This is a genomic window from Propioniciclava sp. LT432 (assembly GCF_059515965.1).
Genome location: NZ_JCAKNE010000031.1, coordinates 16,577 through 40,986 on the forward strand (window position 1 = coordinate 16,577; position 24,410 = coordinate 40,986).

Here is a 24,410-nt window from a genome sequence, read left to right on the forward strand (position 1 = left end):
CGCAGTCTAGGGCCCGGCCGCCAAGCGCCGAGCGCCGGCCCGCACGAGTTCGCGCACCTCGTCGAACACCGTGTCGGGCAGGGCGTCCACGGGCCACCACCGGACCGCGTGGGACTCGTCCGAGATGACCAGTTCGGCACCGGGCAAGGCCCGGGCCACGAACCTCACGTCCAGGTGCCGGGTCGTCTCGGTGTACCCCCGACAGGTGATCGGATGGCAGTCGAGCGTCACCGGCGTGGGGTCCAGGTCGACCTCCAGCCCCAGCTCCTCGCGCACCTCGCGGCGCGCCGCGTCCGCGAGCGTGGAGTCGGACGCCTCGAGGTGGCCCCCCGGCTGGAGCCAGGCGCCCACGATTCCGTGCAGCAGCAACGCCACCGAGGAGTGGTCGTGGCTGAACACCACCGCGGACGCCGTCAGGTGGCCGGGGGTGCAGCTGCGTGCGCAGGCGTCCGGGCGCGCGGCGAGGAAGGCGAGGTAGGCCTGGGCGAGCGCCGCCTGGCTGGGTGACGGGGCCGCCCAGCCGGTCAGGGTCGCGACGGCGTCCGCGTGCAGGCTCATGCGTGGACGGTGTGGGCCACGACGAGTTCGGCGAACGTGAGGGCCTGACGGCCCTGGAGGTCCTGCAGCTGGGTGCGGCAGGAGAACCCGTCGGCGAGGACGATCGCGTCGGGGCCGGCGGCGTCCAGGGCGGGGCCGAGGTTGGTCTCGAACACCTTCACCGAGAAGTCGTAGTGGCCGTCGATCATGCCGTGGTTGCCGGCCAGTCCGCAGCAGCCCGTGACGCGCACGAGGTTCGCCCCCGACGCCTTGAGCAGGCGCTGCTCGGCCGCCCAGCCCATGACCGAGGCCTCGTGGCAGTGCGGCTGCGCGACCACCGTGTGGCCCGAGAGGTCGGGCATGCGGAAGTCGGGGTCCTCGGCCAGGAACTCGGCCAGGGTCTTCACCGAGCTGGCGACCTGGGCCACGCGCTCGTCGTCGTGGAGGAGTTCCAGGGCGTCCGAACGCCAGACGGCGATGCAGGACGGCTCGGTGCCGACGACCTTCACGCCGCGCGAAACGTAGGGGTGCAGCACGTCGGTGGCGTTGCGGAGCTCCTTGGTCGCGCCGTCCAGCTGGCCGGTGGTGATCCAGGTCAGGCCGCAACAGGCCTTGCGCTCGAGCAGCCGCGGCGTCCACCCGTTGGCGATGAGCAGCCCGGCCATGGCGACGACGTGGTCGCCCTCGAACGCGTCGGAGAACGAGTCGACCCAGAGCACGACCTCGCCCTTGTCCGCGACGGATCCACCGGCCGAGCCCCGGAGCTCGCGACGCGAGACCACGCCGGCGACCTCCCTGCGGGCCACCTCCTTGTTGGAACGCCGGGCGAAGCGGGGCATGCCGCGGTGCTGGTCGATGCCGGCGACGGCCTTGACGACCGTGTTGAGCCCGGGGGTCTGCATGAACAGGTTCATGATGCGGGGGAGCACCGGTTGGGAGGACACGAGGCGCCCCCACATCGGCAGCCAGCCCATGGTGTAGTGGTCGCGGGGCCGGAGACGACCCTTGAACGCCTCGTACTGGACGCGCGACTTGTAGGCGGCCATGTCCGTGCCGGTGGGGCAGTCGCGCGAGCAGCCCTTGCAGGAGAGGCAGAGGTCGAGGGCCTCGTGCACCTCGGCGGAGCGCCACCCGTCGGTCACCAGCGTGCCGTTGACCATCTCCTGCAGGATGCGCGCCCGACCGCGGGTGGAGTCCTTCTCCTCGCGGGTCGCCTGCCAGCTCGGGCACATCACGTTGGAGCCGGTCGACGCGACGCACTTGCCGACGCCGGTGCAGCGGTGCACGTCGTCGACGAACGGGCGGTGGGTGCGGAACAGCGGCGAGTTCCGGACGGCCGGCGCGCGCAGGTCGGCGTCGATGGGTGCCGGGTCGACCAGGACGCCGGGGTTGAGCAGGTTGTCGGGGTCGAAGATGTGCTTGACGGCCGCGAACAGCTCCAGAGCCTCGGGGGAGTACATGCGGGGCAACAGTTCGGAGCGTGCCCGTCCGTCGCCGTGCTCGCCCGACATGGACCCGCCGTAGGACGCCGCCAGGTCGGCGGCCTCCTCGATGAACACGCGGTAGCGGGCCGCGCCATCGCCGACCTGGGTCAGCGGGAAGTCGATGCGGCAGTGCACGCAGCCGTCGCCGAAGTGGCCGTACGGCAGGCCCTCGAGGTCGTGCTTGGCCAGCAGGGCGTCCAGGTCGCGCAGGTAGGCGCCCAGCTTCGCGGGCGGGACGGCGGAGTCCTCCCAGCCCGCGTAGGCCGGTCGGGACAGGCTGACACCGGCCAGGCCGGCACCGTCGGAGCGGATCTTCCACAGGGAGGCGGTGACCACCGGATCGTCCACGACCTCGCCGTCGAGGCACCCGGACGCCGCGAGCAGCCCGCGGGCCCGCTCGGCCAGCGCGTCCGGGTCGTCACCGACGAGCTCGACGAAGATCCAGCCGTCCCCCTCGGGCAGGCGGGGAACGGCGTCCACGCCCAGCTTGCGGGCGACCACGTCGACGATGCGGCGATCCATGCCCTCGACGGCGGTCGGCGAGAACGGCAGGATCGCGGGCATGGCGTCCGCCGCCTCCGGCATGGACGGGTAGCCCAGGGCCAGCATCGTCTTGTACGGGGCGTCCGCGACGAGGCGGACCGTCGCCTGCGTGATGACCCCGAGGGTGCCTTCGGAGCCGGCGAAGAACTTGGCGACGTCGAACCCGTTCTCGGGCAGGAGCCACTCCAAGGAGTAGCCCGACACCTGGCGGGAGAACGTGCCGAACTGGGTGCGGATGGTGCCGAGGTTCGCCCTGACGAGGTCGTGGAGAGCGCGCAGGGTGGGCGAGTCGGACGCCGTGAGGTCGGTGCGCGAGTCGAGGGTGAGGCGCTCCCCGGTCCCGGTGATGACCTCGAGCGCGACGACGTTGTCGGATGAGCGGCCGTACCCGAGCGCGCGGGGGCCGCAGGCGTTGTTGCCGATCATGCCGCCGACGGTGCAGCGCGTGAAGGTGGAGGGGTCGGGTCCGTAGCGCAGACCCACCTCCTGCGCCGCGCGGGAGAGCACGTCCTGGACGACACCCGGATCGACCACGGCCGTCCGTGCCGCGGCGTCGATGGCGTGGATCCGGGTGAGGTGGCGCGCGACGTCCACGACGACGCCCGGCCCGACGGCGTTCCCGGCGCACGACGTCCCGGCGCCGCGGGTGGTGAGGGGCACACGGGCCGAGCGGGCGGCGTCCACGACGGCCTCCAGCTCAGCCGTCGTCCGCGGGTGGGCCACGCCCTGGGGGACGACCCGGTAGAGGGACGCATCCGTGGAGTAGAGGGCCCGGGTCAGCGATGACTCGTCCAGGCCCGGGATCGAGGCGGTGGCGACGGTGGACACCTCGTCAGTCTGCCACCTGGTTGACCGCGTCCATGGCGCGTCCCAACGCGTCGAAGTCAGCGGGCTCGACCACGTCGACCAGCACCTCGCGCACCGAGTTCACGTGGGTGGGGGCGGCGGACTCGAGCAGGGCGAAGCCCTCGTCCGTGAGGGCGGCGATCACGCCGCGCCGGTCCTCGGGGCACGGGCCACGCGTGAGGAGGTGCTTCTGCTCCATGCGTGACACCGTGTGCGTCAGGCGGGACCTCGATTGCCGCGCGGCCGCAGCCAGGTCACTCATCCGCATCTTCCGATCGGGCGCCTCCGACAGGCGCACGAGGATCTCGTACTCGCCCAGGTCCAGTCCGTAGGGACGGAGGGCCTGGTCCAAGTGGTTGTCGATGCGGGCCACACCGTCGAGGAAGGCTCTCCACACCTTCTGTTGACGGCTGTCGAGCCAACGCGTCGAAGTGGCGTCCATCACGCCAGCATAGACGGACTTGACCGTTCAATTGCCGCGTTCGCGCCCTACACTGATCCAAACAGGTGGGCGATGGCCTTGCCGGGGAAGGACGACATGACCGACATCCAGACCATGCTGGACAATCGCCCGCCGACGGTGGGGGCGATGTTCAACGGCCGCGTCGCGGCGACGCCGGACAACGAGGCGATGCGGTACCCCGACGCGGCGGACAACTGGGTCTCCCTCACCTGGGCCGAGATGCGCACGGTGGTGTGGGAGATCGGCGCCGGCCTGCTGGCCCTGGGGCTGCAGCCCGAGGAGCGGGTCGCGATCGCCTCCAACACGCGCTACGAGTGGGTGCTGCTCGACCTGGCGATCAACTGCGCCGGAGGCGCCACCACCACGGTGTACCCGAACACCCAGGGCGAGGACTTCACCCACATCGTCACGCACTCCGACAGCAGGTACTTCGTCGCCGAGAACCTCGAGCAACTGACCAAGTTGCGCGCGAACGTCCCGGGCGACCAGATTCGCGAGGTCATCCTGCTCGACGGCGTGGCCGAGGGCACGATCAGCAAGGAACAGTTGCGCGAGAAGGGGCGGGCCCTGCTGGCCGAGAACCCGTCGGTCATGGACGACGCCGTCGCCAACACGACCCCGGAGACGCTGGCCACCCTCATCTACACGTCCGGCACCACCGGCCTCCCCAAGGGCGTCGAGCTGCTGCACGGAAACTGGACCTACGAGGGCGTCGCCGTCGACGCGCTGAACATCATCGGCCCCGACTCCCTGCAGTACTTCTGGCTGCCGCTCAGCCATGTGTTCGGCAAGGCTGTCATGATGATCCAGTTGCAGATCGGGTTCGCCTCCGTGGTGGACGGCCGGCTCGAACGCATCGTCGACGGGCTCGAGGCCACGCGGCCGACCTTCATGTGCGGTGCCCCCCGCATCTTCGAGAAGGTCCGCAACGGCGTGAAGGCCAAGTCGGCCGGTGGCGTGAAGGGCAGTATCGCACGCTGGGCCTTCGCGGTCGGGCGCGAGTCGAACCCGTATCGCCTCAAGGGGGAGAAGCTGCCCGGCTCACTGGGCCTGCGGTACCGGATCGCCGAGAAGTTGGTCTTCTCCAAGCTGCAGGAGCGGCTGGGCGGGAACATCGAGTTCATGATCTCGGGGGCGGCCAAGCTCAGCGCGCAGGTGCAGGAGTGGTTCTACTCGGCCGGCATCGTGGTGGTGGAGGGCTACGGATCCACGGAGACCTCGGCGGTGGCCACGGTGAACGTCCCCCGGACGCCCCGCTTCGACACCGTCGGACCCGCGTTGCCCGGCACGGAGATCCGTATCGCCGACGACGGCGAGGTGCTCATCAAGGGCCCGGGCATCATGCGGGGTTACCACAAGAACCCCGAGCAGACCGCCGAGGTGCTGGTCGACGGCTGGTACCACACCGGCGACATCGGTGAGCTGGATGCCGATGGATACCTGCGGATCACCGACCGCAAGAAGGACCTCATGAAGACCTCGGGCGGCAAGTACGTGGCTCCGCAGAAGGTCGAGGGCGTCATGGCCGCCAACATTCCCTACGTCTCGCAGGTGGTCGCCGTCGGCGACGGCCAGAAGTACATCTCGGCGCTGTTCACGATCGACCCGGCGTCCATGCAGGGCTGGGCCGAACGCCACGGCAAGGTGGGCCTCTCCTATGCGGAGTTGACGCAGCTGCCCGAGTTCCGCGCCTCCATCGACCGGTTCCTGGAGCGTGCCAACCGCAAGCTGGAGCGCTGGGAGACGGTCAAGCGCTACGCGGTGCTCGACCACGAGCTCACGGTCGAGGATGGCGGCGTCACGGCCAACATGAAGCTGCGCCGCAGCACCGTGACCAAGCGCTACGCCGACATCGTCGAGTCCCTCTACGACGCCGAACCCGAGGACTGAGTGGAGCCGTACCGCGTCCGCGTTCCCCTGCGCTGGGTCGACCTCGACGCGCAGGGGCACGCGAACAACGCCGCCCTCGTCGACTACCTGCAGGAAGCGCGCGTCGACTGGCTGCTGACGGGGCCGAATGCGCACCTCCTGGGCCAGGGCATCATCGTGGTGGGCCACCAGGTCGAGTACGTGAGGCCCATCTTCTTCACGCCCGAGCCGCTCGACATCGAGCTGCACGTGGGGGATGTGGGCGCTGCGCGGTTCACGGTCGGCTACCTCGTCCACCAGGGCGGTCAGCTGGTCGCCCGCGCGCGGACGGTGCTGGCGAACTTCGACTTCGTGGCCGGACGGCCCGCCCGGCTCTCGGACGAGGAGCGCGCCTGGTTCAGTGAGCGTTCGGTCGTCCTGGAGCCGCTGCGCGAGCTGACGGGGTACGCGGTGGGGGAGCACCACCACACGCACACCTTTCAGGTCCGCTGGTCCGACCTGGACGCCTACGGGCACGCCAACAACACGCGCTTCTTCGACTACGTGGCCGAGGCGCGGGTGGCGCTCAAGGAGCCGTTGCTGGCGAACTCGATCCGGAGCAACCCACACGACGCCGTGGAGCACGCCTGGATGGTGGTGCGGCAGGACATGCGCTACGTCGGGCAGGTGACCCACCGGCTCGAGCCGTACGAGGTCCGCACCGCAGTCGGCTCGATGGGCCGCACGTCGCTCACCCTCGCCGCCGATATCGTGGATCCGCTCGGCGGGCAGGTCATGTCGCGCTCCACCACCGTGCTCGTGCACGGCGATGCGGCGGGACACCCGCAACCCCTGCCGGACGCCATGCGTCACGCCCTGGCCGCGTGGCCGGCCATCGAGACCGGACGACCGGTGCTGTGACCGCTCTCCACCGTTGTGCCGTGCTCGGGTCGCCCATCGAGCACTCGTTGAGCCCCCTGATCCACACGCGTGCCTACGAGGTGCTGGGCATCGCCGACTTCTGGGAGTACGGACGCCACGAGGTGGACGAAGCGGGCCTGGCCGCCTTCGTCGCGGGCTGTGGTCCCGAGTGGGTGGGACTGTCCTGCACGGCGCCGCTCAAGCACGCGGTGCTTGCGCTCGGCAGGGCGTCAGACCGGGCCCGGCTGCTGGATTCGGGCAACACGTTCCTGTTCAACGACGGCGACCCCCTCGTCGAGAACACCGATGTGACCGGGCTGGTCGGCGCGTTCGCGCGGGCCGGGGTCACCTCGGCGTCATCCGCTGCCCTGCTCGGCAACGGCGCGACCGCCCGCTCGGCGCTGTACGCGCTGGCCGAGATGGGGGTGCGGGACGCCCTCGTGCTGGCGCGATCGCAGGCTCGGGCGCGCGACTCACTGGACGCGCTGGGCCGGACGCTGGGGGTGTCCCTCGCATACGCCCCGTGGGGCGAGGTGCCGGACGCCGACGCCGTGGACGTGCTGGTCTCGACGGTGTCGGCACCCTTGCCCCCCGCGGTGGCGACGGAACTGGTGCGCCTCACCGCCGCCTGCTTCGACGCGACGTACAACCACTACCCGACCGAACTCGACAGGGCTGCCCGTGCCGCCGGCATCGTTCAGCTCTCGGGCATCGACCTGCTGGTCGGTCAGGCGCTGGACCAGATCCGGCTCATGACGGGCCGCCAGTGCCCGCCCGAGCCGTTGCTGGAGGTCGCGTACGCCGCTCTGGGGTGACCCTCAGGCGTTGTAGACGAGGTCCGAGTAGTCGGGGTGCTTCGCGATCCAGCCCTTGATGAACGGGCACAGCGGCAGAACCCTGCGGGTGCCGTCGGCCCGGACGTCGTCCAGCGCACCCCGGGCGAGTTGGCTGCCGATGCCCTGGCCCTCGAAGGCGGGGTCGACCTCGGTGTGGGTGAACACGATCAGGTCCTTGGCCAGCTGGTACTCGGCGAAGCCGGCGACCTTCCCGTCCAGCTTCGCCTCGTAGCGGCTGGTCTCGGCGTTGTGGTTGATGGTGACGTCACTCATGCGGCTCCTCGTCGTGGGTCGTTGGTGTCGGGGTTTCAGTCGCAGCCCTCGGGCCCGCAGGCGGGGCCCGCGGCGTCCTGCTGGAGCCCGGGGATCGAGAGGGTCGCGAACGCCGGCTTGGGGTGCGCCTCGTCCCAGACCTGGGCGAGCGCCTGGGTGAACACCTCGAACGGCTGCGCGCCGGAGATGCCGTACTTGTCGTGCAGCACGAAGAACGGGACTCCGTTGATGCCCAGCGAGCGGGCGGTGTCGACGTCCGACTGGACGCGGGCGTCCATCGCCTCGTCCTCGAGCGAGGCGCGGGCGACCTCTGCGTCGAGTCCGACCGACTCGGCGAGGCGGACGAGCACGTCGGCGTCCGAGATGGATTCGCCGTCGGTGAAGTGGGCCCGGAAGAGGGCGAGCTTGAGGTCGTGGGCGAGGCGTCCGGACTGGTCCTCGGCCTTCGCGGCATGCAGGAGGCGGTGGGCCTGGCGCGAGTTGGCGACCTGGAGCTTGTCGAAGTCCAAGGTGAGCCCCTCGGTCTGGCCGGCAGCCGCGACCTGGCCGAACATCTGGCGGACGGTCGCCTCCGGAATGCCCTTGCGCTGCGCCAGGTACTGGGTCTCGGTGCCGTCGTAGCTCTCCGGCAGGGTCGGATCCAGCTGGAAGCTGTGCAACGTGACCTCGACGCCGTCGCAGTGCTCGAAGCCGGCCAGGGCACGGTCGAAACGGGTGAGGCCGATGTAGCACCAAGGGCAGGCGATGTCGGACCAGATGTCGATCTTCATGACCAGACCAACACCGTCAGGCGCCGTCCTGTTCCCGGGCCGGCCTGATTGCCGCGGTCAGCAGGGCGACGATGCGCCACGCGAAGGGTGCCGAAGCGGTCAGGAGGAGGGACCCCGCCAGTCCGACCCACGGTGCGACGACGGCGAACACCGTCAGGGCCTGGCCGGCCACCCACAGGCCCCACCACGCGGTGAGCCACGCCGGGCGGCGTCCGGTCAGGAGCGCGAACAGGTCGGAGACGTTCTGGACGGGTAGCCACCACGCCGCCACGGGGACGAGCCAGGAGCCGACGTGCCAGGCGGGGCTGCGGCGGGTGGTGCCGGGCGGCAGGGAGTGCGCGACGCGGTACTGCCACGTCATCCAGAGCGCGCCGGCCACGATGAACAGGCCGGACGCGCCGCCCGCGACGGCGAGGACGACGTCGGACGTCAACCAGGCGGGGGCGTCGGCCCGCTGCCACACGTGGGCCCCTGCCGCGAGGGGGGCGGCCAGGCCCGCGATCGCGGCGAACACCCGGGTGGCCAGCCCCAGGGCTCGCGGGTCGGGCGGCTGGGGTGCGACCCAGCCCGACACGGCCGGGACGTCGAGGGTCGGCGAGGAAGCCTGTGGCTCGTGCTGCGGCTGGTGCTGCGGCTGGTACTGCGGCTGGTACTGCGGCTGGTACTGCGGCTGGTACTGCGGCTGGTACTGCGGCACCGGTTGGTGGGTCGCGTCGGTCCACATCTGGCCGTCCCACCAGCGCTGGACGGGCGCGCCGTCGGGGGACGGGTACCAACCGGCTGGGGCCGACTGTGGGGCCTGGGTCATCGCAACACCTCCAAGCACCAGTGTGCCCCGGGCACGGGGCCCGGGGCACACCGGCGATGCGTCGGTCGGATCAGCGTCGAGGTCAGTGGGCGTCCACGGCCTCGGACTCGGTGCGGTCACCGCTCCAGTTGGTGTGGAACGTGCCCTCCTTGTCGATGCGCTTGTAGGTGTGCGAACCGAAGAAGTCGCGCAAGCCCTGGGTCATGGCCGCGTTCGTGCGCTCGGCACGGACGAGGTCGTAGTACGACAGGGCGGACGCGAAGCCCGGGATCGGCACGCCGGCCTCGGTGGCCCTGGCCACGACGCGGCGCCACGAGGTGTTGGCGTCGGCGAGGCCCTTGGCGATCGAGGGGGCCTCGAGCAGGGTCTCGAGGTTCCCGGCCGCGTACTCGTTGGAGATACGGTCCAGCAGCTTGGCGCGGATGATGCAGCCGGCGCGCCAGATGCGGGCGCAGGCGGCGACGTCGATGTCCCAGCCGTACTCCTGGCCGGCGACCTTGATCAGGTGCAGGCCCTGGGCGTACGCGATGACCTTGGCGCTCCACAGTGCTTGGCGGACGTCCTCGATGAAGGCTTCCTTGTCATCGACCTGGACCTTGCCGTCCGGACCGGACAGGGCGGCGCGGGCGGCCTTGCGGAGGTCCGGGGAGCTGGACGCGGCCCGCGCGAACACCGACTCGGCGATCGCCGCGGTGGGGACGCCGAGGTTCAGTGCCTCCTGGACCGTCCAGGTGCCGGTGCCCTTCATGCCGGCGGCGTCGTGGATGACGTCGAGGAGCGGCTTGCCGGTCTCGGCGTCCACCTGGCGGAGCACCTCGGAGGTGATCTCGATCAGGTAGGAGTCGAGGTCGCCGGTGTTCCACTGGGCGAAGATGTCGGCGGCCTTGGCGGCGGAGACGCCGACACCCTTGAGCAGGTCGTAGGCCTCGCCGATGAACTGCATGTCGGCGTATTCGATGCCGTTGTGGACCATCTTGACGAAGTGGCCGGCGCCGTCGGTGCCGATCCAGGTGCAGCAGGGCTCACCCTCGTACTGCGCCGAGACCTTCTCCAGGATGGGGCCGACGACGTCGTAGGACTCCTTGGGGCCACCGGGCATCATCGACGGGCCCTTGAGGGCGCCCTCCTCGCCGCCGGAGATGCCGCAGCCAATGAAGTTGAAGCCCTTCTCGGCCATCATCTTCTCCCGACGACGGGTGTCGGGGAAGTAGGTGTTGCCACCGTCGATGACGATGTCGCCCTGGTCGAGGTACGGGAGGAGGCTCTCGATCGTCGCGTCGGTGGCGGGGCCGGCCTTGACCATCATGATGATGCGGCGGGGCTTCTCCAAGGAGTCGACGAACTCCTCAACCGTCTCCGAACCGACGAACCCGGCCTCGGGGTGCGCCTCGAGGACCGCGGCCGTCTTCGCGTAGGACCGGTTGAAGATGGCCGTCTTGAATCCCTTGCTGGCGAAGTTCCGGGCCAAGTTGGAGCCCATCACGGCCATGCCGACGACGCCGATCTGGGCCGTGCCTGTCTTCTCGCTCATGTGTGGTGCTTCCTTTGCTAGGGGACCGATCACGTTCATCTTGCCCCAACCGTGAACGGGGGGAGGGGGATTGCAGCGGTTGCCCTTGCCGGTGCCGGAAAGTGGCGGCAATTCCCTGACACTGGCGGTGATGCCCGCCAGAATGGCGGCATGACAGAGCCGTTGACCCTCAATCCTGATCGGCTGTTCCCGGCCGAACCGCAGACCCGCGCGGTCGCACGCAAGCTGTACGACCAGGTCAAGGACCTGCCGATCCTGTCACCCCACGGTCACGTGCCCCCGGCCTGGATCGCCGACGACATTCCGTTCCCCGACCCCACCAACCTCTTGTTGACGCCCGACCACTACGTCAACCGCATCATGCACGGCCAGGGTGTCGACCTCGCCGACCTCGGCGTGCCCATGGGGCGGACCGACTTCAGCGCCGAGCAGGCGCGCAACGCGTGGCGCATCTTCTGCCGCCACTGGTACCTCTACCGCGGCACGCCGATGAAGTTCTGGATGGAGGCGGAGCTCGTCGACATCTTCGGTGTGGACGTCCGTCCGTCCGAGGAGACCGCTGACCGCATCTACGACCAGATCGCCGAGAAGCTGGCCGAGCCCGACTTCAAGCCGCGCGCGCTCATGGACCGCTTCAACATCGAGTTCATCGCCACCACCGACGACCCGCTGGACGACCTCGAGCACCACGCGAAGATCCGCGACGACGCCTCGTTCACCCGCACCGTCGCCCCGACGTTCCGCCCCGACAAGTACCTCGAGCCGGCCCGCGACGACTGGAACGGCCTCATGGACGCGCTGGCCGAGAAGACCGGCGCCGACACCGGCACCTTCACCGGCTGGGTCGAGGCGATGGAGAACCGTCGCGCGTTCTTCAAGTCGATGGGCGCCACGTCCACCGACCACAGCCACGCCGACCTCGGTGCCGAACCGCTGGGCGACGTCGAGGCCGTCTACGCCAGGGCCCGTCGCGGGGAGGCGTCCGTCGAGGAGTGCACCGCGCTGCGCAGGGCCTTCATGTTCGAGCAGGCGCGCATGGCGTCCGAGGACGGCCTCGTCATGACCGTCCACCCGGCCGTGTACCGCAACCACCACCAGCCCACGTTCGAGAAGTACGGCGCCGACGTCGGCGGCGACATCCCGATGGCGATCGAGGTCGTCAAGACGCTGCAGCCGATGCTGAACGCGTTCGGCACGAACCCGAACTTCCGCATCATCCTGTTCGGGATGGACGAAACGGTCTACAGCCGTGAGGTCGGCCCGCTCGCCGGGTTCTACCCCTCGGTGTACGTCGGCCCGCCTTGGTGGTTCATCGACGCGCCCGACGCCATCAAGCGCTGGCGCAAGGCCGTCACGGAATACGGCACGTTCTACAAGACGACCGGCTTCATCGACGACACCCGTGCGTTCATGTCGATCCCGGCCCGCCACGACGTCGCGCGCCGCTGCGACGTCTCGCACCTGGCCGAGCTCGTCGTCGAGGGACGCCTGGCGATGGACGAGGCGGAGCAGACCGCGTTCGACCTGACCTCGACGCTGCCCCGGAAGGCGTTCAACATCCCGAGCTGACCACCGGCTGCACGATGCGCCGAGGGCGGCCCCGCACGGGGCCGCCCTCCTGCGTCCCAGACGAGGTCGCGCGCGGCGAGCCTCTTGGTGGACGGCCTCCACGCGCAGCCGGAGCATCGACGGCGAAGGATACCCGTAGCGAGCAGCGGGCAGAAAGTTCTCCGAAGTTCGTTGCACGAAGTTGCCAACTTGCTAGGGTTCCACCATGGCCAATGAGTCGGGGACAGGGTCGGACGCCACCATCTATGACGTGGCGCGGGTGGCCGGGGTGAGCCCCTCCACCGTGTCCCGAGCCTTCTCGCGACCCGGTCGGGTCAGCGCCCAGACTGCCGAGAAGATTCGCCAGGTCGCCGAGGAACTCGGTTACCGCAGCCGTGAGGTGGCGCGGACGGCGGCGAAGAGCACGACCAAGGTCCTGGGCCTGGCCGTCGCGGACATCACGAACCCGTTCAACTTCCGCGTGATCCGGGGTTGCCAGGCCGCCGCCGCCGAGGCGGGCTTCGTCGTGACGCTGAACGACGCCCAGGAGTCCGAGGCGCTCGAGCGCGAGATGCTCCGTCGCTCCCTGCCACTTCTGGACGGCCTGATCATCGCCAGCTCACGCCTGTCGGACACGGAGTTGCGCACGGTGGCCAAGACCATCCCGACGGTGGTGCTGAACCGTCGCGTGGCGGGCCTGCACTGCATCATCCCGGACATGGCCCACGGCGTCCGCAAGGCCGCCGAGCACCTCATGGCGCTCGGCCACCGCAACATCACCTACCTGGCGGGGCCGGAGGCCTCCTGGGCGGACGGCATGCGCTGGAGGGCCATGCGTGACTCCGCGAAGGACCTGGGCTTCACCGAGCACCGGGTGGGGCCGTTCGCGCCGACGATCCAGGGCGGACGCGGTGCGGCCGAGGTCATCGCCGCGCGCCGGCTGAAGGCCGTGATCTGCTACAACGACCTGATGGCGATCGGCCTCATGCAGGGCCTGGCCGAGCGCGGCATCAAGGTGCCCGAGCAGGTCAGCGTCATCGGTTTCGACAACATCTTCGCCTCGGCGCTCATCACCCCGGGCCTGACGACGGTCGCGGCGCCGCTCACCATGCTGGGTGACTCGGCCGTCCGCTACATCGTTGCCTCGCTGACCGGCCACAAGGCCGCGGACGCCGCCCCGGTGTCGGTGCCCGTCCGCCTCATCGTGCGCCAGAGCACCGGCCCCGCCTGAGCCGTACAGCCCCACGACACGCAGGACGCCCGGGCCGAGACCCGGGCGTCCTGCTTTGTCTTGCGTCAGTTGCTCCTGCGCAGGCGGTAGAGGACCTCGCCGGCGTTCTCCTGGACGAAGATGCTCGGGTCGTTCTTCCACGCCTCGACGTCCACGTCGTCCAGTGACAGGTAGCCGAGGTTGACCGACCGGCAGACCTCCTCGGGGATCTGTGTGCAGAGCGTCACCTTGATGCGGTTCGTCTCCACGCCCGTCTCCGGGTCGTAGGATCCGGCGCCCCGCACGTGGGTCGAGTGCGCAAGCACACCCTTGGGGACGGAGGAGAACTTGTCCCACTGCTTCGTGAAGTACTCGATCGAGTGGTACCCGATCTCATAGATCTCCGGGTGCTGCTCGGAGACCTCGGTGACGTGTGGGGCGTAGATGATGACCTCGCCGCCCTCGGCCATCGCCGGCTGCATCTTGTAGCAGCCCTTCGCGGCGGTCCAGATGTCGTCGTAGCGCGTCGGCATCATGGCGAGCACCTTGGTGAAGGGCTCGTCCACGTAGACGACGTGGCTCTCGGCCGCGATGTCGGCCGCGTCGGCCCAGGACGACTCGGAGTCGCCGAACGACACGGACTCCAGCTCGCCGGTGCCGGACTGGACGACCATGCACAGGGCGTACTTGGCGTTGGGGATCAGGTCGACGCCGGCGTTGATGATCTTGCGGACCGGGGTGACGCCGGGGGAGCCGATCATGTCCTCGACGCCGATGAGGGCGCCCACCCAGTGCGACAGGTCGATGGCGTCGTGGGTCGAGCAGCCCGGGATGAAGTACTTGTTGCCGCCGGAGATGCCGACCACCTCGTGCGGGAACACCGGTCCGATGACCAGGTTGATGTCGGCCTCGACCACGTAGCGGTTCATCTCGACCGCGACGTCCTCGGCCATGGAGCCGTTGGACAGTTCCCGGATCTGGTCGGCGGTGAGCGTGCCGATGTGCACGATCTTGTCGTGGTCCAGGAACTCGTGGTTGACGATCGTCATGCCGGGGTAGACCGAATCGAGGGTCTCGCCCTCCTCGACGCCGAACCAGCGGTCGATCTCGTCCGGCTCCATGTAGGAGTGGGTGCCCAGCGCGATGACACAGGTCAGCGACGCGACGCGGTCGATCAGGTACTTGTGGGCGGTGCTCACCACGAGGCGCAGCGGGCAGCTCCGCGTGCCGTCGGGCACCACGAGGACGACCTTCTTGCCGTCGAAGTCGACGCGCTGGAACTGTTCGGCGACGAACGCGTCCAGTTCCGCGTCGCTGACGGTCTGGTGCGGTCCCCCGATGGTGACAGCGTCGAGGGTGCGCGAAGGGCTCACGTCAGTCGTCACGGGTGCCTCCTGGTTGCGGGTCGTGTCCGTCCACACTAGTCCGGAGGTCCTCGGCCCACGGCGAATTGCCGCAGCACGCGGTGGCAACTTCCAGCCATTCCACCCTCGGGCAGAGCATGAGAACTAGTCTCGGGAGCACTTGGATCTCCCCCTCTGGTGCCGTTTGGAAAGGAACTCACCCGTGGCTCGTCGACTCTCCCGCGCTCAGGACGGACGTCCCGCCGCCCCTGTCCGGATCGTTCACCTGGGATTGGGCAACTTCTTCCGGGCCCACCAGGCCATGTACACCGATCGCGCCCCGGACGCGGCCGAGTGGGGCATCGCCGCCTTCACCGGGCGCTCGCTGGGCATCGTCCCGCAGATGCAGGAGCAGGACAACCTCTACACCCTCGTCGTGCAGAACCCCGAGGGCAACGACTACCAGGTGATCAGCTCGCTGTCGGCCACCCACTCGGGCACCGACGTGGAGCAGCTGCTGGAGTACTTCCGCTCGCCCGAACTGGCGATCGTCACCTCGACCATCACCGAGGCCGGCTACATGCCGAAGCCGGGCGGTGGCCTCAACGCCGAGCACCCGGCCGTCCAGGCCGACATCGAGGCCATCAGGGCCGGCAACCTGGCGGGCGTCACCACGGCGCCGGGCAAGTTCGCCGCCGGCCTGCTTGTCCGCCGCGAGGCCGGTGCCGGGCCGATCACCTTCTGCCCCTGCGACAACGTGCCGGACAACGGCGAGATGGTCGCCCACGTCGTCCGCGATGTCGCTGCGCTGGTCGATCCGTCCCTCTCGGAGTGGGTGGGGGAGAACGTCGGCTTCGCCACCACGATGATCGACCGCATCACGCCGTCCATCTCGGGCGAGGCCCTCCAGGCGATCACCGACGACACCGGCATCGAGGACCCGGCGGCCGTCGCGACCGAGCCCTTCACCGAGTGGGTCATCGCGGGTGACTTCAAGGCCGGACGCCCCCGCTGGGAGGACGCCGGCGCGAACTTCGTCGACGACATCACCCCGCACGAGCTCCGCAAGCTCTGGCTGCTCAACGGCTCGCACTCGCTCATGGCGTACGCCGCCACGATCGTCGGGCGTCCGACCGTGTACGAGGCCATCTCGGACCCGGTCGTCGCCGGCTGGGTGAACGAGTGGTGGGACGTCGCGGCCAGGCACCTGCCGCTGCCCGCCGACGAGGTCGACGCCTACCGCGCCGCCCTGCTCGAGCGCTTCGGCAACCCGCGCATGAAGGACCAGTTGGCCCGCATCGCGGCCGACGGCTCGGTGAAGCTGCCGATCCGCATCGTCCCGGCGCTGAACGCCGAGCGCGCGGCCGGTGGGGAGCCGATCGGTGCGGAGCGCGCCGTCGCCGCCTGGACGCTGCACCTGCGTGGCGTGGGTGCGCCGTTCCAGGACGCCAACGCCGACGCCGTGAAGGGCTTCGGTGAGGGCACGCTCGAGGAGTCGGTCGAGAAGGTCTGCGACTACCTCACCATCTCGGACGCCGGGGCTCGCGCCTCGATCCTGGCGCTCGCCCGGGAGTTGGAGGGCCTGGCCGCCTGACGGGGTCGCCGCGAGATCGAGGACTGGCCGGGCCGCCCCGGTCAGTCCTCGATGCGGAAGCCGAGCTTGAGGGTCACCTGGAAGTGGGCCACCTGGCCGTCGACCAAGTGCCCGCGGGTGCTGACGACCTCGAACCACTCGAGGTTGCGCACCGTCTTGTTCGCGCGGGCGACCGCGCTGCGCACGGCGTCGTCGAACGATTCCCTCGACGTGCCGACGATCTCGCTGATGCCGTAGGTGTGGTCACTCATGGTGCTTCTCCTCGTGTCCGGCCGATCCCGGCATTGTCCGCCGGGGGAGGAGCGACCACAAGGGGTGCCTCAGCGCCGGAAGGTCACCTTGCCCGCCCAGACCGTCAGCTCGACCGGGTCGGGCAGGTCGAGGCCGTGGTAGGGGTTGTTGCGCGACTTGGACGCCGACCGGTTGCGGTCCACCATCGAGCGGCGTGACGGGTCGACCAACACGAGGTTCGCGGGCTCACCGACCGCCATCGGACGCCCCTGGTGCGGCAGGCGTCCGATGCGGGCCGGTGCGATCGACATGCGGTCGGCCACGCCGGCCCAGTCGAGCCGCCCGGTCGACACCATGACCTCCATGACCACGGCGAGGGCCTGCTCCAGTCCGAGCATGCCGGGGGAGGCGACCTCGAACGGGTGGTCCTTGTCCTGGACGGTGTGCGGGGCGTGGTCGGTGCCGACGATGTCGATCGTTCCGTCGGCCAGGGCCTCGCGCAGCGCCTCGAGGTGCTCGGACGGCCGCAACGGCGGGTTGACCTTGAACGTCGTGTCGTACGTCTCCACGTGCGGGGTGTCGAGCAACAGGTGGTGCGGGGTCACCTCGGCGGTCACGGCGGCCCGGCCCCGCTTCTTCGCCCACCTGATCACGTCCACGGACTCCGCGGTCGAGATGTGGCAGGCGTGGTAGCGGCCGCCGGTGAACTCGGCGAGCTGGACGTCGCGCGCAATGATCGTGGACTCCGCCACCGTGGGCCAGCCCGGCAGGCCGAGGCGACCGGAGACCTCACCCTCGTGGCAGCAGGCGGACGGGCCCGCGAGCCGCGGGTCCTGGGCGTGCTGGGCGACGACGCCGTCGTACGGCTTCAGGTAGGTCAGCGCCCGCCGCATGATCAACGAGTCGTGGACGCAGGCCCCGTCGTCGGAGAACACACGGACGCCCTGGTCCGCCATGAGCCCCAGCTCGGCCAGCTCCTCGCCCTCGCGGCCCTTGGTCACCGCACCGATCGGTACGACCTCGCAGTGTCCGTCCCGGAGCCCCAACTCGCGGACGAACTGGGCGGCCTCGGCCGTGTCGGTCGTCGGGGTGAGGTTCGGCATCGCGAACACGGCGGTGTAGCCACCGCGGGCGGCGGCCAGGGTGCCGGACGCCACGGTCTCGGCGTCCTCCTTGCCGGGCTCGCGGAGGTGGGTGTGGAGGTCGACCAGCCCCGGCAGGGCGACCAGGCCGGCGGCGTCGACGCGCTCGGCGTCGGCCGGGGCGTCCGACACCTCCACGAACCGACCGTCGGCGATCGCGAGGTCGGTGGTGGACCCATCGGCCAGGCTGGCGCCGGTCAGGATCAGGGCCTGTGCAGCTTCGGCCATCGTCAACGTCCTCCCTCTCCACCCAGCAGGTGGTACAGCACGCTCATCCGCACGGCCACGCCGGCGGACACCTGGTCCAGCACGCGGGAGCTCGCGGCGTCGGCGGCCTCGCTGCTGATCTCGACGCCGCGGTTCATCGGGCCGGGGTGCATGATCGCGGCGGTCGGCTTGAGGCGTACCAGGCGCTCGGCCGTCAGGCCGTAGGAGGAGGCGTACTCGCGCGCGGTCGGGAAGAAGCCACCCGACATCCGCTCGCGCTGCACCCGCAGCATCATCACGACGTCGGCCGACTCCAGGGCCTCGTCGAAGTCCTGCGTGACGCGGACGCCCCACGTGTCCACGCCCGAGGGGAGGAGGGTCGGGGGAGCGACGAGGGTGACGCGGCCACCCAGCGTGCGCTGCAGCAGGACGTTCGACCGGACCACCCGGCTGTGCAGCAGGTCGCCCACGATGGCGATGCTCTTGCCGTCGAACGTGTCGGACATCTTGTGGGCGCGGAAGTGCTGGCGCATGGTGTAGGCGTCGAGCAGGGCCTGGGTGGGGTGTTCGTGCTGGCCGTCGCCGGCGTTCACGACGCTGGCGCGCACCCAGCCGGCGGCCTGGGCCACCGCGCCGGAGCTCGGGTGGCGGATGACGAAGCAGTCGACACCCATGGCGTCCAGCGTCAGCATCGTGTCGCGCAGCGACTCGCCCTTGCTGACCGAGGAGCCCTTGCCGGACACGTTGATGGTGTCGGCGCTCATCCACTTGCCGGCGATCTCGAAGGACGTGCGGGTGCGGGTGGAGTCCTCGAAGAACATGTTGATGATCGTGCGGCCGCGCAGGGCGGGCAACTTCTTGATCGGCCGGCTCTGCACCTCGTGCATCTCCTCGGCGACGTCGAGGATCGACTGCACCTGGGATTCGGACAGGTCGGCGGCACTCAGCAGGTGGCGCATCAGGATCCCTTCGGCTGGCTGAGGGTCACCAGGTCCTCACCGTCGGTCTCGACCAGGGCCACCCGGACGTGCTCGCCCGAACTCGTGGGGAGGTCCTTGCCGACGTGGTCGGCCTGGATGGGAAGGTCGCGGTGCCCCCGGTCGATGAGCACGGCGAGCCGGACGGCGCGCGGGCGACCCAGGTCCTTCAGGGCGTCCATCGCGGCGGCGATCGTGCGCCCGGAGAACAGGACGTCGTCGACCAGCACGACCGTCTTGTCGTCCAGGGACACCGGGATCCGGGTCGGGCCGATCGCGCGGGTCGGGTTGGATCGCAGGTCGTCGCGGTACATGGTGATGTCGAGTTCCCCCACGGGAACCTCGACGCCCTCGGCGTCGGCGATCAGGGTGCTCAGTCGGCGTGCCAGGGGGACGCCGCGCGTCCGAATGCCCAGCAGGACCAGGCCGTCGGGCCCGCGGTTGACCTCCAGGACCTGGTGCGCGATGCGCTTCAGCGCCCGCTGCACGTCGTCGCCGTCCCAGATGACCCGGGCCCCACCCTCTGCACTCACTAGGCCCTCCCTCGACCGCTCATGGCGGCAGTCAATCTACCCCAGTTGTCCGCTACGATTCCGGCCATGTCGCATGTCGCCCTGATCCCCGTCCTCGAGAGCCTCCCGGGTTGGCCGGAGGTCTACTCGCCGTCGCTGCTGGACATCCTCGTGGTCGTCCTCGGCATTCCGGCGGCGATCGCGGCGGTCGTCACCGTCCTGATGATGGGTCCCCACTGGTTCCACAAGTCCCAGGGGGAGCAAAGCAAGGAACTGCAGCGCACCTAGAAGCGTTCGCGCCACGGATCGGTGACGATCCGCGACACCGTCGACCGCACGCGGACACCGGCGTCCGCCGCCGCATGGTCGAGCACCCGCTGCGCCCGCGGCAGCCACGTCCACTCCGCCGCCCAGTGGGGAACGTCCACCAGGACCGGGGCGTCCACGTGGGCGAGGAAGTCCTGGGCGGGGTGGTGGCGCAGGTCCCCCGTGACGTAGGCGTCCACCCCGGCCGCGCGCACGGCGTCCAGCATCGAGTCGCCGGCGCCGCCGACGACAGCCACCCTCTCCACGATCCGCTCCGGGTCACCCCCCAGCTTCACGCCCCCCGCCGTCGCCGGGACGCCCGCCGCGACGCGGCGAGCGAACTCCCGGGCCGTCAGCGGCTCGGCCAGCCGTCCGATGCGGCCCAGCCCGCGGTCGGACGCCTCGGGCGCCAGTTCCAGCACGTCGAAGGCCGGCTCTTCGTAAGGGTGCGCCGCACGCAGCGCCGACAGGACGGCGGAGCGGCGCCCGCGGGGGAGCACCATCTCCACCCGGACCTCCTCGACGCGTTCGATCGCCCCGACGCTGCCGATCGTGGGGTGCGCACCCGGCAGGGGCCGGAAGGTCCCCGTCCCGCTCGCGGTGAACGCGCAGCGGTCGTAGTCGCCGATCGCACCCGCGCCGGCCGCGGCCAACTCGTCGATGAGGGACTCGGCGTCCGCCGCGGGGACGAAGGTGACGACCTTGTCGAGCGGGTCGCCCGGCACCGGTCGGAGCGGCCGCAGGTCCGTCAGCCCACACGCGGACGCCAACGCCTCGGCCACGCCGTCGGTGGCCGAGTCGGCGTTGGTGTGGGCCGCGAACTGGGCGATCCCCGACCGGATGAGGCGCATGAGGACCCGGCCCTTGGGTTGGTCGGCCCGCACGGCGTGGATGCCGCGCAGCAGGAGGGGGTGGTGCGTGACGACCATCTGGGCGCCGAGGCGCTCGGCCTCGTCGACGACCTCGTCGGTGCAGTCGACCGCGAGCAGGACGTGGTCCACCGACGCGTCGGGATCACCGCAGCCCAGGCCGACGCGGTCCCACTCCTCGGCGAGGTTCTCGGGGTAGGCGGCCTGCAGCCAGCCCATGATCGTGCGGAGGTCCGTGGCCATGGGACGACCCTACCGGCGGGAGCCTTCGTCGCCCCGGGGCTACTCCGTCGGCTCCTCCGGCTGGTTGACCGCCGCCGCCTGATTGTTGAGGGCGCGCACGGCGTCGTCGCGCCGCTCCACCACGAGCCGGCGGACCGACTCGGGCAGGGTCCGCTCGGTGAGGAAGGCGTCCAGCTTCTCGATGAAGGCACCATCGGCGAGCGGACGCGGGAACAGCAGCCCCAGCACGTGCTGGCGGATGGTCGTCGACGTGGTCGCCCAGCGGCCCTGGCCCGCACCGATGGCGTCCACGACCGCGAGGTACTTGTCCGCGTACGGGGCGAGCAGCTCGTCCTGGTCGAGCTGCCAGAACTGGCTGCAGATCTGGGCGTGCGTCTCGTTCGGGGTCTCCCGCTCGGTCGCGGCCGACCAGGCCTCGGCCTTGGCATCCGCGTCCTTGGACGCCGCGCGTGCCCCGGCGGCCTTCTCGGCGCCCGTGGCGGTGCGATCGCGCTCGGACTCGGCGGCGATCTCGGCCTCGCCGACGGCGCCCACGCGGGCGAGTTCCGTGACCAGGCGCCAACGCAGGTCGGTGTCGATGGCCAGGCCCTCGGGCACCTCCTCGCCCTGCAGCCAGGCCAGCAGCACCGCGGCGCCGACCTCGTCGTTGATGGAGAGCGCCAGCGAACGGGCCAGCGCGAGCTGGTGGTCGGAACCCGCCTCCGCCGCCAGGAGCAGCTTGGTCACGCCGGCCGTGAAACGGTCGGCCAACGCACGCCGTTCATCGCGGTGCGCGTAGTAGTCGATCGCGGTGCGTGCCTGGGCCAGCAGCGCCGCCACCGCGGTGAGGTCGGTCTCGACGCCGACGCCGCGCAGGACGAGGTCCACGTAGTCGGAGACCGCCATCTCGCCGTCGCGCGTCAGGTCCCACGTGGCGCCCCAGGCCAGCGCCCGGGCCAACTCGTCGTCGAGCTCGTGCACGTGGTTCACCAGCGTGGCGAGCGAGCGGGAGTCCAGGCGGATCTTGGCGTAGGTGAGGTCGTCGTCGTTGATGAGCAACAGGTCGGGACGCGTCTGGCCGACGACCTCCCGCACCTCGGTGTACTCGCCGTCGATGTCGAACTCGAAGCGCTGGGTGCGCACCAGCTTGTCGTCCACCCGGTTGTAGAAGCCCAACGCGATGCGGTGCCGGCGCAGGGTCGGCCACTGCTGGGTGGCCCACTGGCGGATGCCGAACCGGGTGAACGTCTCGCCGTCGGCGTCCCAGTCGGCCGCGAGCGTGTTGACGCCGGCTGTCTGGAGCCACTGCGTGGTGAAGAAGGACAGGTCACGCCCGGAGGCCACCTGGAGGTGGTGGAGCAGGTCGCCGAGCTGGGTGTTGCCCCAGGCGTGGGCCTCGAAGTAGGTGCGGACGCCGGCCAGGAAGTCCTCTTCACCGACGAACGCGACGAGCTGCCGCAGGGCGGAGGCGCCCTTGGCGTACGTGATGCCGTCGAAGTTCAGCTCGACCGCCTCCAGGTCGACCATGTCGGCGGCGATGGGGTGCGTCGAGGGGAGCTGGTCCTGCCGGTAGGCCCAGGTCTTCCGCTGGTTGGAGAAGGTGGCCCACGGGTTGGCGCGGTCGCCGTGCTCGGCCCGGATCTGCTCCTGGGCGAAGTGGGAGGCGAACTCGGCGAACGACTCGTTCAGCCACAGGTCGTCCCACCACGTCATCGTGACGAGGTCGCCGAACCACATGTGCGCCATCTCGTGGAGGATCGTGTTGTCACGGCCCTCGTAGGCGGCGGTGGTCTGGCGGCTGCGGAAGATGTACTCGTCGCGGAAGGTCACGCAGCCCGCGTTCTCCATGGCGCCGAAGTTGAACTCCGGCACGAACACCTGCGCGTAGTCCTCGAAGGGGTAGGGGCGGCCGAAGTGGTGCTCGAACACCGCGAAGCCGCGCTTGGTGGTCTCGAGGATCCGGTCGGCGTCCAGTGCGTCGGCGAGCGACTGCCGGACGTGGATCGACAGCGGGATCTGGGAGCCGTCCTCGCGCGCGTAGGAGTCGAGGACGGAGTGGAACTCGCCCGCGCACAGGGCCGTGACATAGGTCGAGATGCGCTGGGTGGGGGCGAACTCCCAGCGGGCGAACCGGTCGTCGATGGCGGTCGGCTGGACGGCGGGGCTGTTGGAGATCACCGTCCACTCCTGCGGGGCCAGCACTGTGAACTGGAAGGTGGCCTTCAGGTCGGGCTGCTCGAACGTCGCGAACATTCGGCGCGCATCGGCGACCTCGAACTGGCTGTACAGGTAGACACGGTCATCCGCGGGATCGACGAAGCGGTGCAGGCCCTCGCCGGTGCGGGAGTACCGCATCGTGCTCTCGACCTCCAGCACGTGGTCGCCCTCCGACAGCTCCAGCGTCAGGTGCTCCCCGTCGAACGCCTCGGCGCGGACTGGCTGGCCGTCCAGCGTGGCCGACACGGCGTCCGCGATGACGTTGGCGTTGGCCACGCACGCGATGGAGCCGAACCGGATGCGGGTCGAGGCGGTGAACGTGGTCTCGCTCGCGCCGGTGAGGTCGACGGTGACCTCGTAGGACTCCAGGCGGAGCTGACCGCTCCGGGTGCTGGCCTCGTCGCGGGTGATGTTGGCGCGGAACATGCGGTCTCGATTCTCGAACGGCAAGCTGGTTCGACCGCCCAGCCTAGCGGGCGGCCCCTCGGGACGCCCCCCGCAACATTTCAGTGTCGTGGGCCCGGCTACGCTGGCGCCCATGACACAGACGGTTGATCTCTGGTTCGATCCCATGTGCCCGTGGGCCTGGATGACGTCCCGATGGCTGCTCGAGGTCGAGAAGTTGCGCGACGTGAGGGTCGACTTCCACGTGATGAGCCTGTCGGTGCTCAACGAGGGCCGCGACCTCGAGCCGGACTACCGCGCGGCGATGGACAACGGCTGGGCGGCCGCCCGGGTGGCACTCGCCGTGGAGCGCGAGCACGGCCAGCAGGCGTTGCGCGACTTCTACACCGCGATCGGCACGCGCTTCCATCCCGGAGGCGAGCCGCAGGCGCACGAGACCATCGAGGGGGCGCTGGCCGACGTCGGGCTGCCCGTCGGGTTGGCCGAACTCGGGCAGACGGACGCCCACGACGCCGACCTGCGCGCCAGCCACCACCGGGGCATGGACCCGGTGGGCGACGAGGTGGGCACGCCGGTGATCCACCTGAACGGCAAGGGCCTCTTCGGCCCCGTCATCTCCCCGGCACCCAAGGGCGAGGAGGCCGCCAGCCTGTTCGACGGCCTCGTCAAGGTCACCGCGTACGAGGGCTTCTACGAGCTCAAGCGGACGCGCACCGTGGGCCCCATCTTCGATTGAGCCTGTTGCGGCGCCGCCGCGTGGGGGAGAC

22 protein-coding genes are annotated in these 24,410 nt (G+C 70.2%); 8 read left to right on the top strand and 14 right to left on the bottom strand.

Annotated features, from left to right (window positions below; translation table 11 throughout):
- Positions 1–6 precede the first annotated feature (6 nt).
- The 3 genes from AC5YDV_RS16270 to AC5YDV_RS16280 are packed head-to-tail and all read right to left on the bottom strand — an operon-like array spanning position 7 to position 3,852.
- Positions 7–558 (bottom strand): NUDIX hydrolase, encoded by a 552-nt coding sequence (locus AC5YDV_RS16270; RefSeq protein WP_496184576.1) that lies wholly within the window; start codon positions 556–558, stop codon positions 7–9.
- Positions 555–3,392, bottom strand: a complete 2,838-nt coding sequence (locus AC5YDV_RS16275) for an FAD-binding and (Fe-S)-binding domain-containing protein (protein ID WP_496184577.1) — start codon at positions 3,390–3,392, stop codon at positions 555–557. The genes AC5YDV_RS16270 and AC5YDV_RS16275 overlap by 4 nt, the downstream gene beginning before the upstream one ends.
- A 4-nt stretch (positions 3,393–3,396) precedes the next feature.
- Positions 3,397–3,852 (bottom strand): MarR family winged helix-turn-helix transcriptional regulator, encoded by a 456-nt coding sequence (locus tag AC5YDV_RS16280; RefSeq protein ID WP_496184578.1) that lies wholly within the window; start codon positions 3,850–3,852, stop codon positions 3,397–3,399.
- Positions 3,853–3,948: 96 nt separating this feature from the next.
- Between AC5YDV_RS16280 and AC5YDV_RS16285 the strand changes: the two genes are divergently transcribed.
- From AC5YDV_RS16285 to AC5YDV_RS16295, 3 genes are read left to right on the top strand one after another with little or no spacing between them, the layout of a single operon-like run.
- Positions 3,949–5,763, top strand: a complete 1,815-nt coding sequence (locus AC5YDV_RS16285) for an AMP-dependent synthetase/ligase (protein ID WP_496184579.1) — start codon at positions 3,949–3,951, stop codon at positions 5,761–5,763.
- On the top strand, positions 5,764–6,642 hold the full coding sequence (locus AC5YDV_RS16290; protein WP_496184580.1) for an acyl-CoA thioesterase: 879 nt from the start codon (positions 5,764–5,766) through the stop codon (positions 6,640–6,642).
- The gene (locus AC5YDV_RS16295; protein WP_496192529.1) at positions 6,639–7,457 is read left to right on the top strand and encodes a shikimate dehydrogenase family protein; all 819 of its coding nucleotides are present in this window, start codon (positions 6,639–6,641) and stop codon (positions 7,455–7,457) included. The genes AC5YDV_RS16290 and AC5YDV_RS16295 overlap by 4 nt, the downstream gene beginning before the upstream one ends.
- Positions 7,458–7,460: 3 nt before the next feature.
- Here the strand turns inward: AC5YDV_RS16295 and AC5YDV_RS16300 are convergent, their stop codons facing one another.
- The 4 genes from AC5YDV_RS16300 to gnd all read right to left on the bottom strand — a co-directional run bounded on the left by AC5YDV_RS16300 (position 7,461) and on the right by gnd (position 10,860).
- Positions 7,461–7,751 (bottom strand): GNAT family N-acetyltransferase, encoded by a 291-nt coding sequence (locus AC5YDV_RS16300; protein WP_496184582.1) that lies wholly within the window; start codon positions 7,749–7,751, stop codon positions 7,461–7,463.
- 35 nt (positions 7,752–7,786) lie between these two features.
- Positions 7,787–8,521, bottom strand: coding sequence for a DsbA family oxidoreductase (locus AC5YDV_RS16305; RefSeq protein WP_496184583.1), 735 nt, complete (start codon positions 8,519–8,521; stop codon positions 7,787–7,789).
- Positions 8,522–8,537: 16 nt separating this feature from the next.
- Positions 8,538–9,329 carry a DUF4328 domain-containing protein gene (locus tag AC5YDV_RS16310; protein ID WP_496184584.1) on the bottom strand — a complete coding sequence of 264 codons (792 nt, stop codon included), beginning with the start codon at positions 9,327–9,329 and terminating at the stop codon, positions 8,538–8,540.
- An 82-nt stretch (positions 9,330–9,411) separates the two neighbouring features.
- The gene (gene gnd, locus AC5YDV_RS16315) at positions 9,412–10,860 is read right to left on the bottom strand and encodes an NADP-dependent phosphogluconate dehydrogenase (RefSeq protein WP_496184585.1); all 1,449 of its coding nucleotides are present in this window, start codon (positions 10,858–10,860) and stop codon (positions 9,412–9,414) included.
- A 150-nt stretch (positions 10,861–11,010) separates the two neighbouring features.
- Between gnd and uxaC the strand changes: the two genes are divergently transcribed.
- Complete coding sequence (gene uxaC, locus AC5YDV_RS16320; protein ID WP_496184586.1) at positions 11,011–12,429, top strand: glucuronate isomerase; 1,419 nt, start codon at positions 11,011–11,013, stop codon at positions 12,427–12,429.
- A gap of 205 nt (positions 12,430–12,634) precedes the next feature.
- The gene (locus AC5YDV_RS16325) at positions 12,635–13,639 is read left to right on the top strand and encodes a LacI family DNA-binding transcriptional regulator (RefSeq protein WP_496184587.1); all 1,005 of its coding nucleotides are present in this window, start codon (positions 12,635–12,637) and stop codon (positions 13,637–13,639) included.
- A gap of 65 nt (positions 13,640–13,704) precedes the next feature.
- Here the strand turns inward: AC5YDV_RS16325 and AC5YDV_RS16330 are convergent, their stop codons facing one another.
- Positions 13,705–15,003 (bottom strand): lactate racemase domain-containing protein, encoded by a 1,299-nt coding sequence (locus tag AC5YDV_RS16330; protein ID WP_496184588.1) that lies wholly within the window; start codon positions 15,001–15,003, stop codon positions 13,705–13,707.
- 181 nt (positions 15,004–15,184) lie between these two features.
- On the opposite strand from AC5YDV_RS16330, the gene AC5YDV_RS16335 reads away from it, so the two are divergent.
- A complete protein-coding gene (locus tag AC5YDV_RS16335) occupies positions 15,185–16,555 on the top strand; it encodes a mannitol dehydrogenase family protein (RefSeq protein ID WP_496184589.1) in 1,371 nt (456 codons plus the stop codon).
- 41 nt (positions 16,556–16,596) lie between these two features.
- Here AC5YDV_RS16335 and AC5YDV_RS16340 read toward each other — a convergent pair whose 3' ends face one another.
- The 4 genes from AC5YDV_RS16340 to pyrR form a co-directional block, all read right to left on the bottom strand.
- Positions 16,597–16,806: a dodecin gene (locus tag AC5YDV_RS16340; RefSeq protein ID WP_496184590.1), complete on the bottom strand. Its 210-nt coding sequence runs from the start codon at positions 16,804–16,806 to the stop codon at positions 16,597–16,599.
- Between the two features lie 69 nt (positions 16,807–16,875).
- Positions 16,876–18,156: a dihydroorotase gene (locus AC5YDV_RS16345; RefSeq protein ID WP_496184591.1), complete on the bottom strand. Its 1,281-nt coding sequence runs from the start codon at positions 18,154–18,156 to the stop codon at positions 16,876–16,878.
- A gap of 2 nt (positions 18,157–18,158) precedes the next feature.
- Complete coding sequence (locus AC5YDV_RS16350; RefSeq protein ID WP_496184592.1) at positions 18,159–19,094, bottom strand: aspartate carbamoyltransferase catalytic subunit; 936 nt, start codon at positions 19,092–19,094, stop codon at positions 18,159–18,161.
- Positions 19,094–19,645 carry a bifunctional pyr operon transcriptional regulator/uracil phosphoribosyltransferase PyrR gene (pyrR, locus tag AC5YDV_RS16355; protein ID WP_496184593.1) on the bottom strand — a complete coding sequence of 184 codons (552 nt, stop codon included), beginning with the start codon at positions 19,643–19,645 and terminating at the stop codon, positions 19,094–19,096. The genes AC5YDV_RS16350 and pyrR overlap by 1 nt, the downstream gene beginning before the upstream one ends.
- A gap of 66 nt (positions 19,646–19,711) precedes the next feature.
- On the opposite strand from pyrR, the gene AC5YDV_RS16360 reads away from it, so the two are divergent.
- Positions 19,712–19,912: a hypothetical protein gene (locus AC5YDV_RS16360; RefSeq protein ID WP_496184594.1), complete on the top strand. Its 201-nt coding sequence runs from the start codon at positions 19,712–19,714 to the stop codon at positions 19,910–19,912.
- On the opposite strand, the gene AC5YDV_RS16365 is transcribed toward AC5YDV_RS16360, so the two are convergent.
- The gene (locus tag AC5YDV_RS16365) at positions 19,909–21,042 is read right to left on the bottom strand and encodes a Nif3-like dinuclear metal center hexameric protein (RefSeq protein WP_496184595.1); all 1,134 of its coding nucleotides are present in this window, start codon (positions 21,040–21,042) and stop codon (positions 19,909–19,911) included. The two genes, AC5YDV_RS16360 and AC5YDV_RS16365, sit on opposite strands and share 4 nt — an antisense overlap.
- Positions 21,043–21,081: 39 nt before the next feature.
- A complete protein-coding gene (gene pepN / locus AC5YDV_RS16370) occupies positions 21,082–23,664 on the bottom strand; it encodes an aminopeptidase N (protein ID WP_496184596.1) in 2,583 nt (860 codons plus the stop codon).
- A 112-nt stretch (positions 23,665–23,776) separates the two neighbouring features.
- Here pepN and AC5YDV_RS16375 point away from each other — a divergent pair, with 112 nt between their 5' ends.
- Positions 23,777–24,379, top strand: coding sequence for a DsbA family protein (locus AC5YDV_RS16375; protein WP_496184597.1), 603 nt, complete (start codon positions 23,777–23,779; stop codon positions 24,377–24,379).
- Positions 24,380–24,410: the final 31 nt, after the last annotated feature.

Excerpts from the sequence above, each read along its gene's own strand:
- AC5YDV_RS16270 (WP_496184576.1), bottom strand. The coding sequence starts at position 558 with ATGAGCCTGCACGCGGACGCCGTCGCGACCCTGACCGGCTGGGCGGCC.
- AC5YDV_RS16280 (WP_496184578.1), bottom strand. The coding sequence starts at position 3,852 with ATGGACGCCACTTCGACGCGTTGGCTCGACAGCCGTCAACAGAAGGTG.
- AC5YDV_RS16285 (WP_496184579.1), top strand. The coding sequence starts at position 3,949 with ATGACCGACATCCAGACCATGCTGGACAATCGCCCGCCGACGGTGGGG.
- AC5YDV_RS16300 (WP_496184582.1), bottom strand. The coding sequence starts at position 7,751 with ATGAGTGACGTCACCATCAACCACAACGCCGAGACCAGCCGCTACGAG.
- AC5YDV_RS16305 (WP_496184583.1), bottom strand. The coding sequence starts at position 8,521 with ATGAAGATCGACATCTGGTCCGACATCGCCTGCCCTTGGTGCTACATC.
- AC5YDV_RS16310 (WP_496184584.1), bottom strand. The coding sequence starts at position 9,329 with ATGACCCAGGCCCCACAGTCGGCCCCAGCCGGTTGGTACCCGTCCCCC.
- gnd (WP_496184585.1), bottom strand. The coding sequence starts at position 10,860 with ATGAGCGAGAAGACAGGCACGGCCCAGATCGGCGTCGTCGGCATGGCC.
- uxaC (WP_496184586.1), top strand. The coding sequence starts at position 11,011 with ATGACAGAGCCGTTGACCCTCAATCCTGATCGGCTGTTCCCGGCCGAA.
- AC5YDV_RS16325 (WP_496184587.1), top strand. The coding sequence starts at position 12,635 with ATGGCCAATGAGTCGGGGACAGGGTCGGACGCCACCATCTATGACGTG.
- AC5YDV_RS16340 (WP_496184590.1), bottom strand. The coding sequence starts at position 16,806 with ATGAGTGACCACACCTACGGCATCAGCGAGATCGTCGGCACGTCGAGG.
- AC5YDV_RS16345 (WP_496184591.1), bottom strand. The coding sequence starts at position 18,156 with ATGGCCGAAGCTGCACAGGCCCTGATCCTGACCGGCGCCAGCCTGGCC.
- AC5YDV_RS16350 (WP_496184592.1), bottom strand. The coding sequence starts at position 19,094 with ATGCGCCACCTGCTGAGTGCCGCCGACCTGTCCGAATCCCAGGTGCAG.
- AC5YDV_RS16360 (WP_496184594.1), top strand. The coding sequence starts at position 19,712 with ATGTCGCATGTCGCCCTGATCCCCGTCCTCGAGAGCCTCCCGGGTTGG.
- AC5YDV_RS16365 (WP_496184595.1), bottom strand. The coding sequence starts at position 21,042 with ATGGCCACGGACCTCCGCACGATCATGGGCTGGCTGCAGGCCGCCTAC.
- pepN (WP_496184596.1), bottom strand. The coding sequence starts at position 23,664 with ATGTTCCGCGCCAACATCACCCGCGACGAGGCCAGCACCCGGAGCGGT.
- AC5YDV_RS16375 (WP_496184597.1), top strand. The coding sequence starts at position 23,777 with ATGACACAGACGGTTGATCTCTGGTTCGATCCCATGTGCCCGTGGGCC.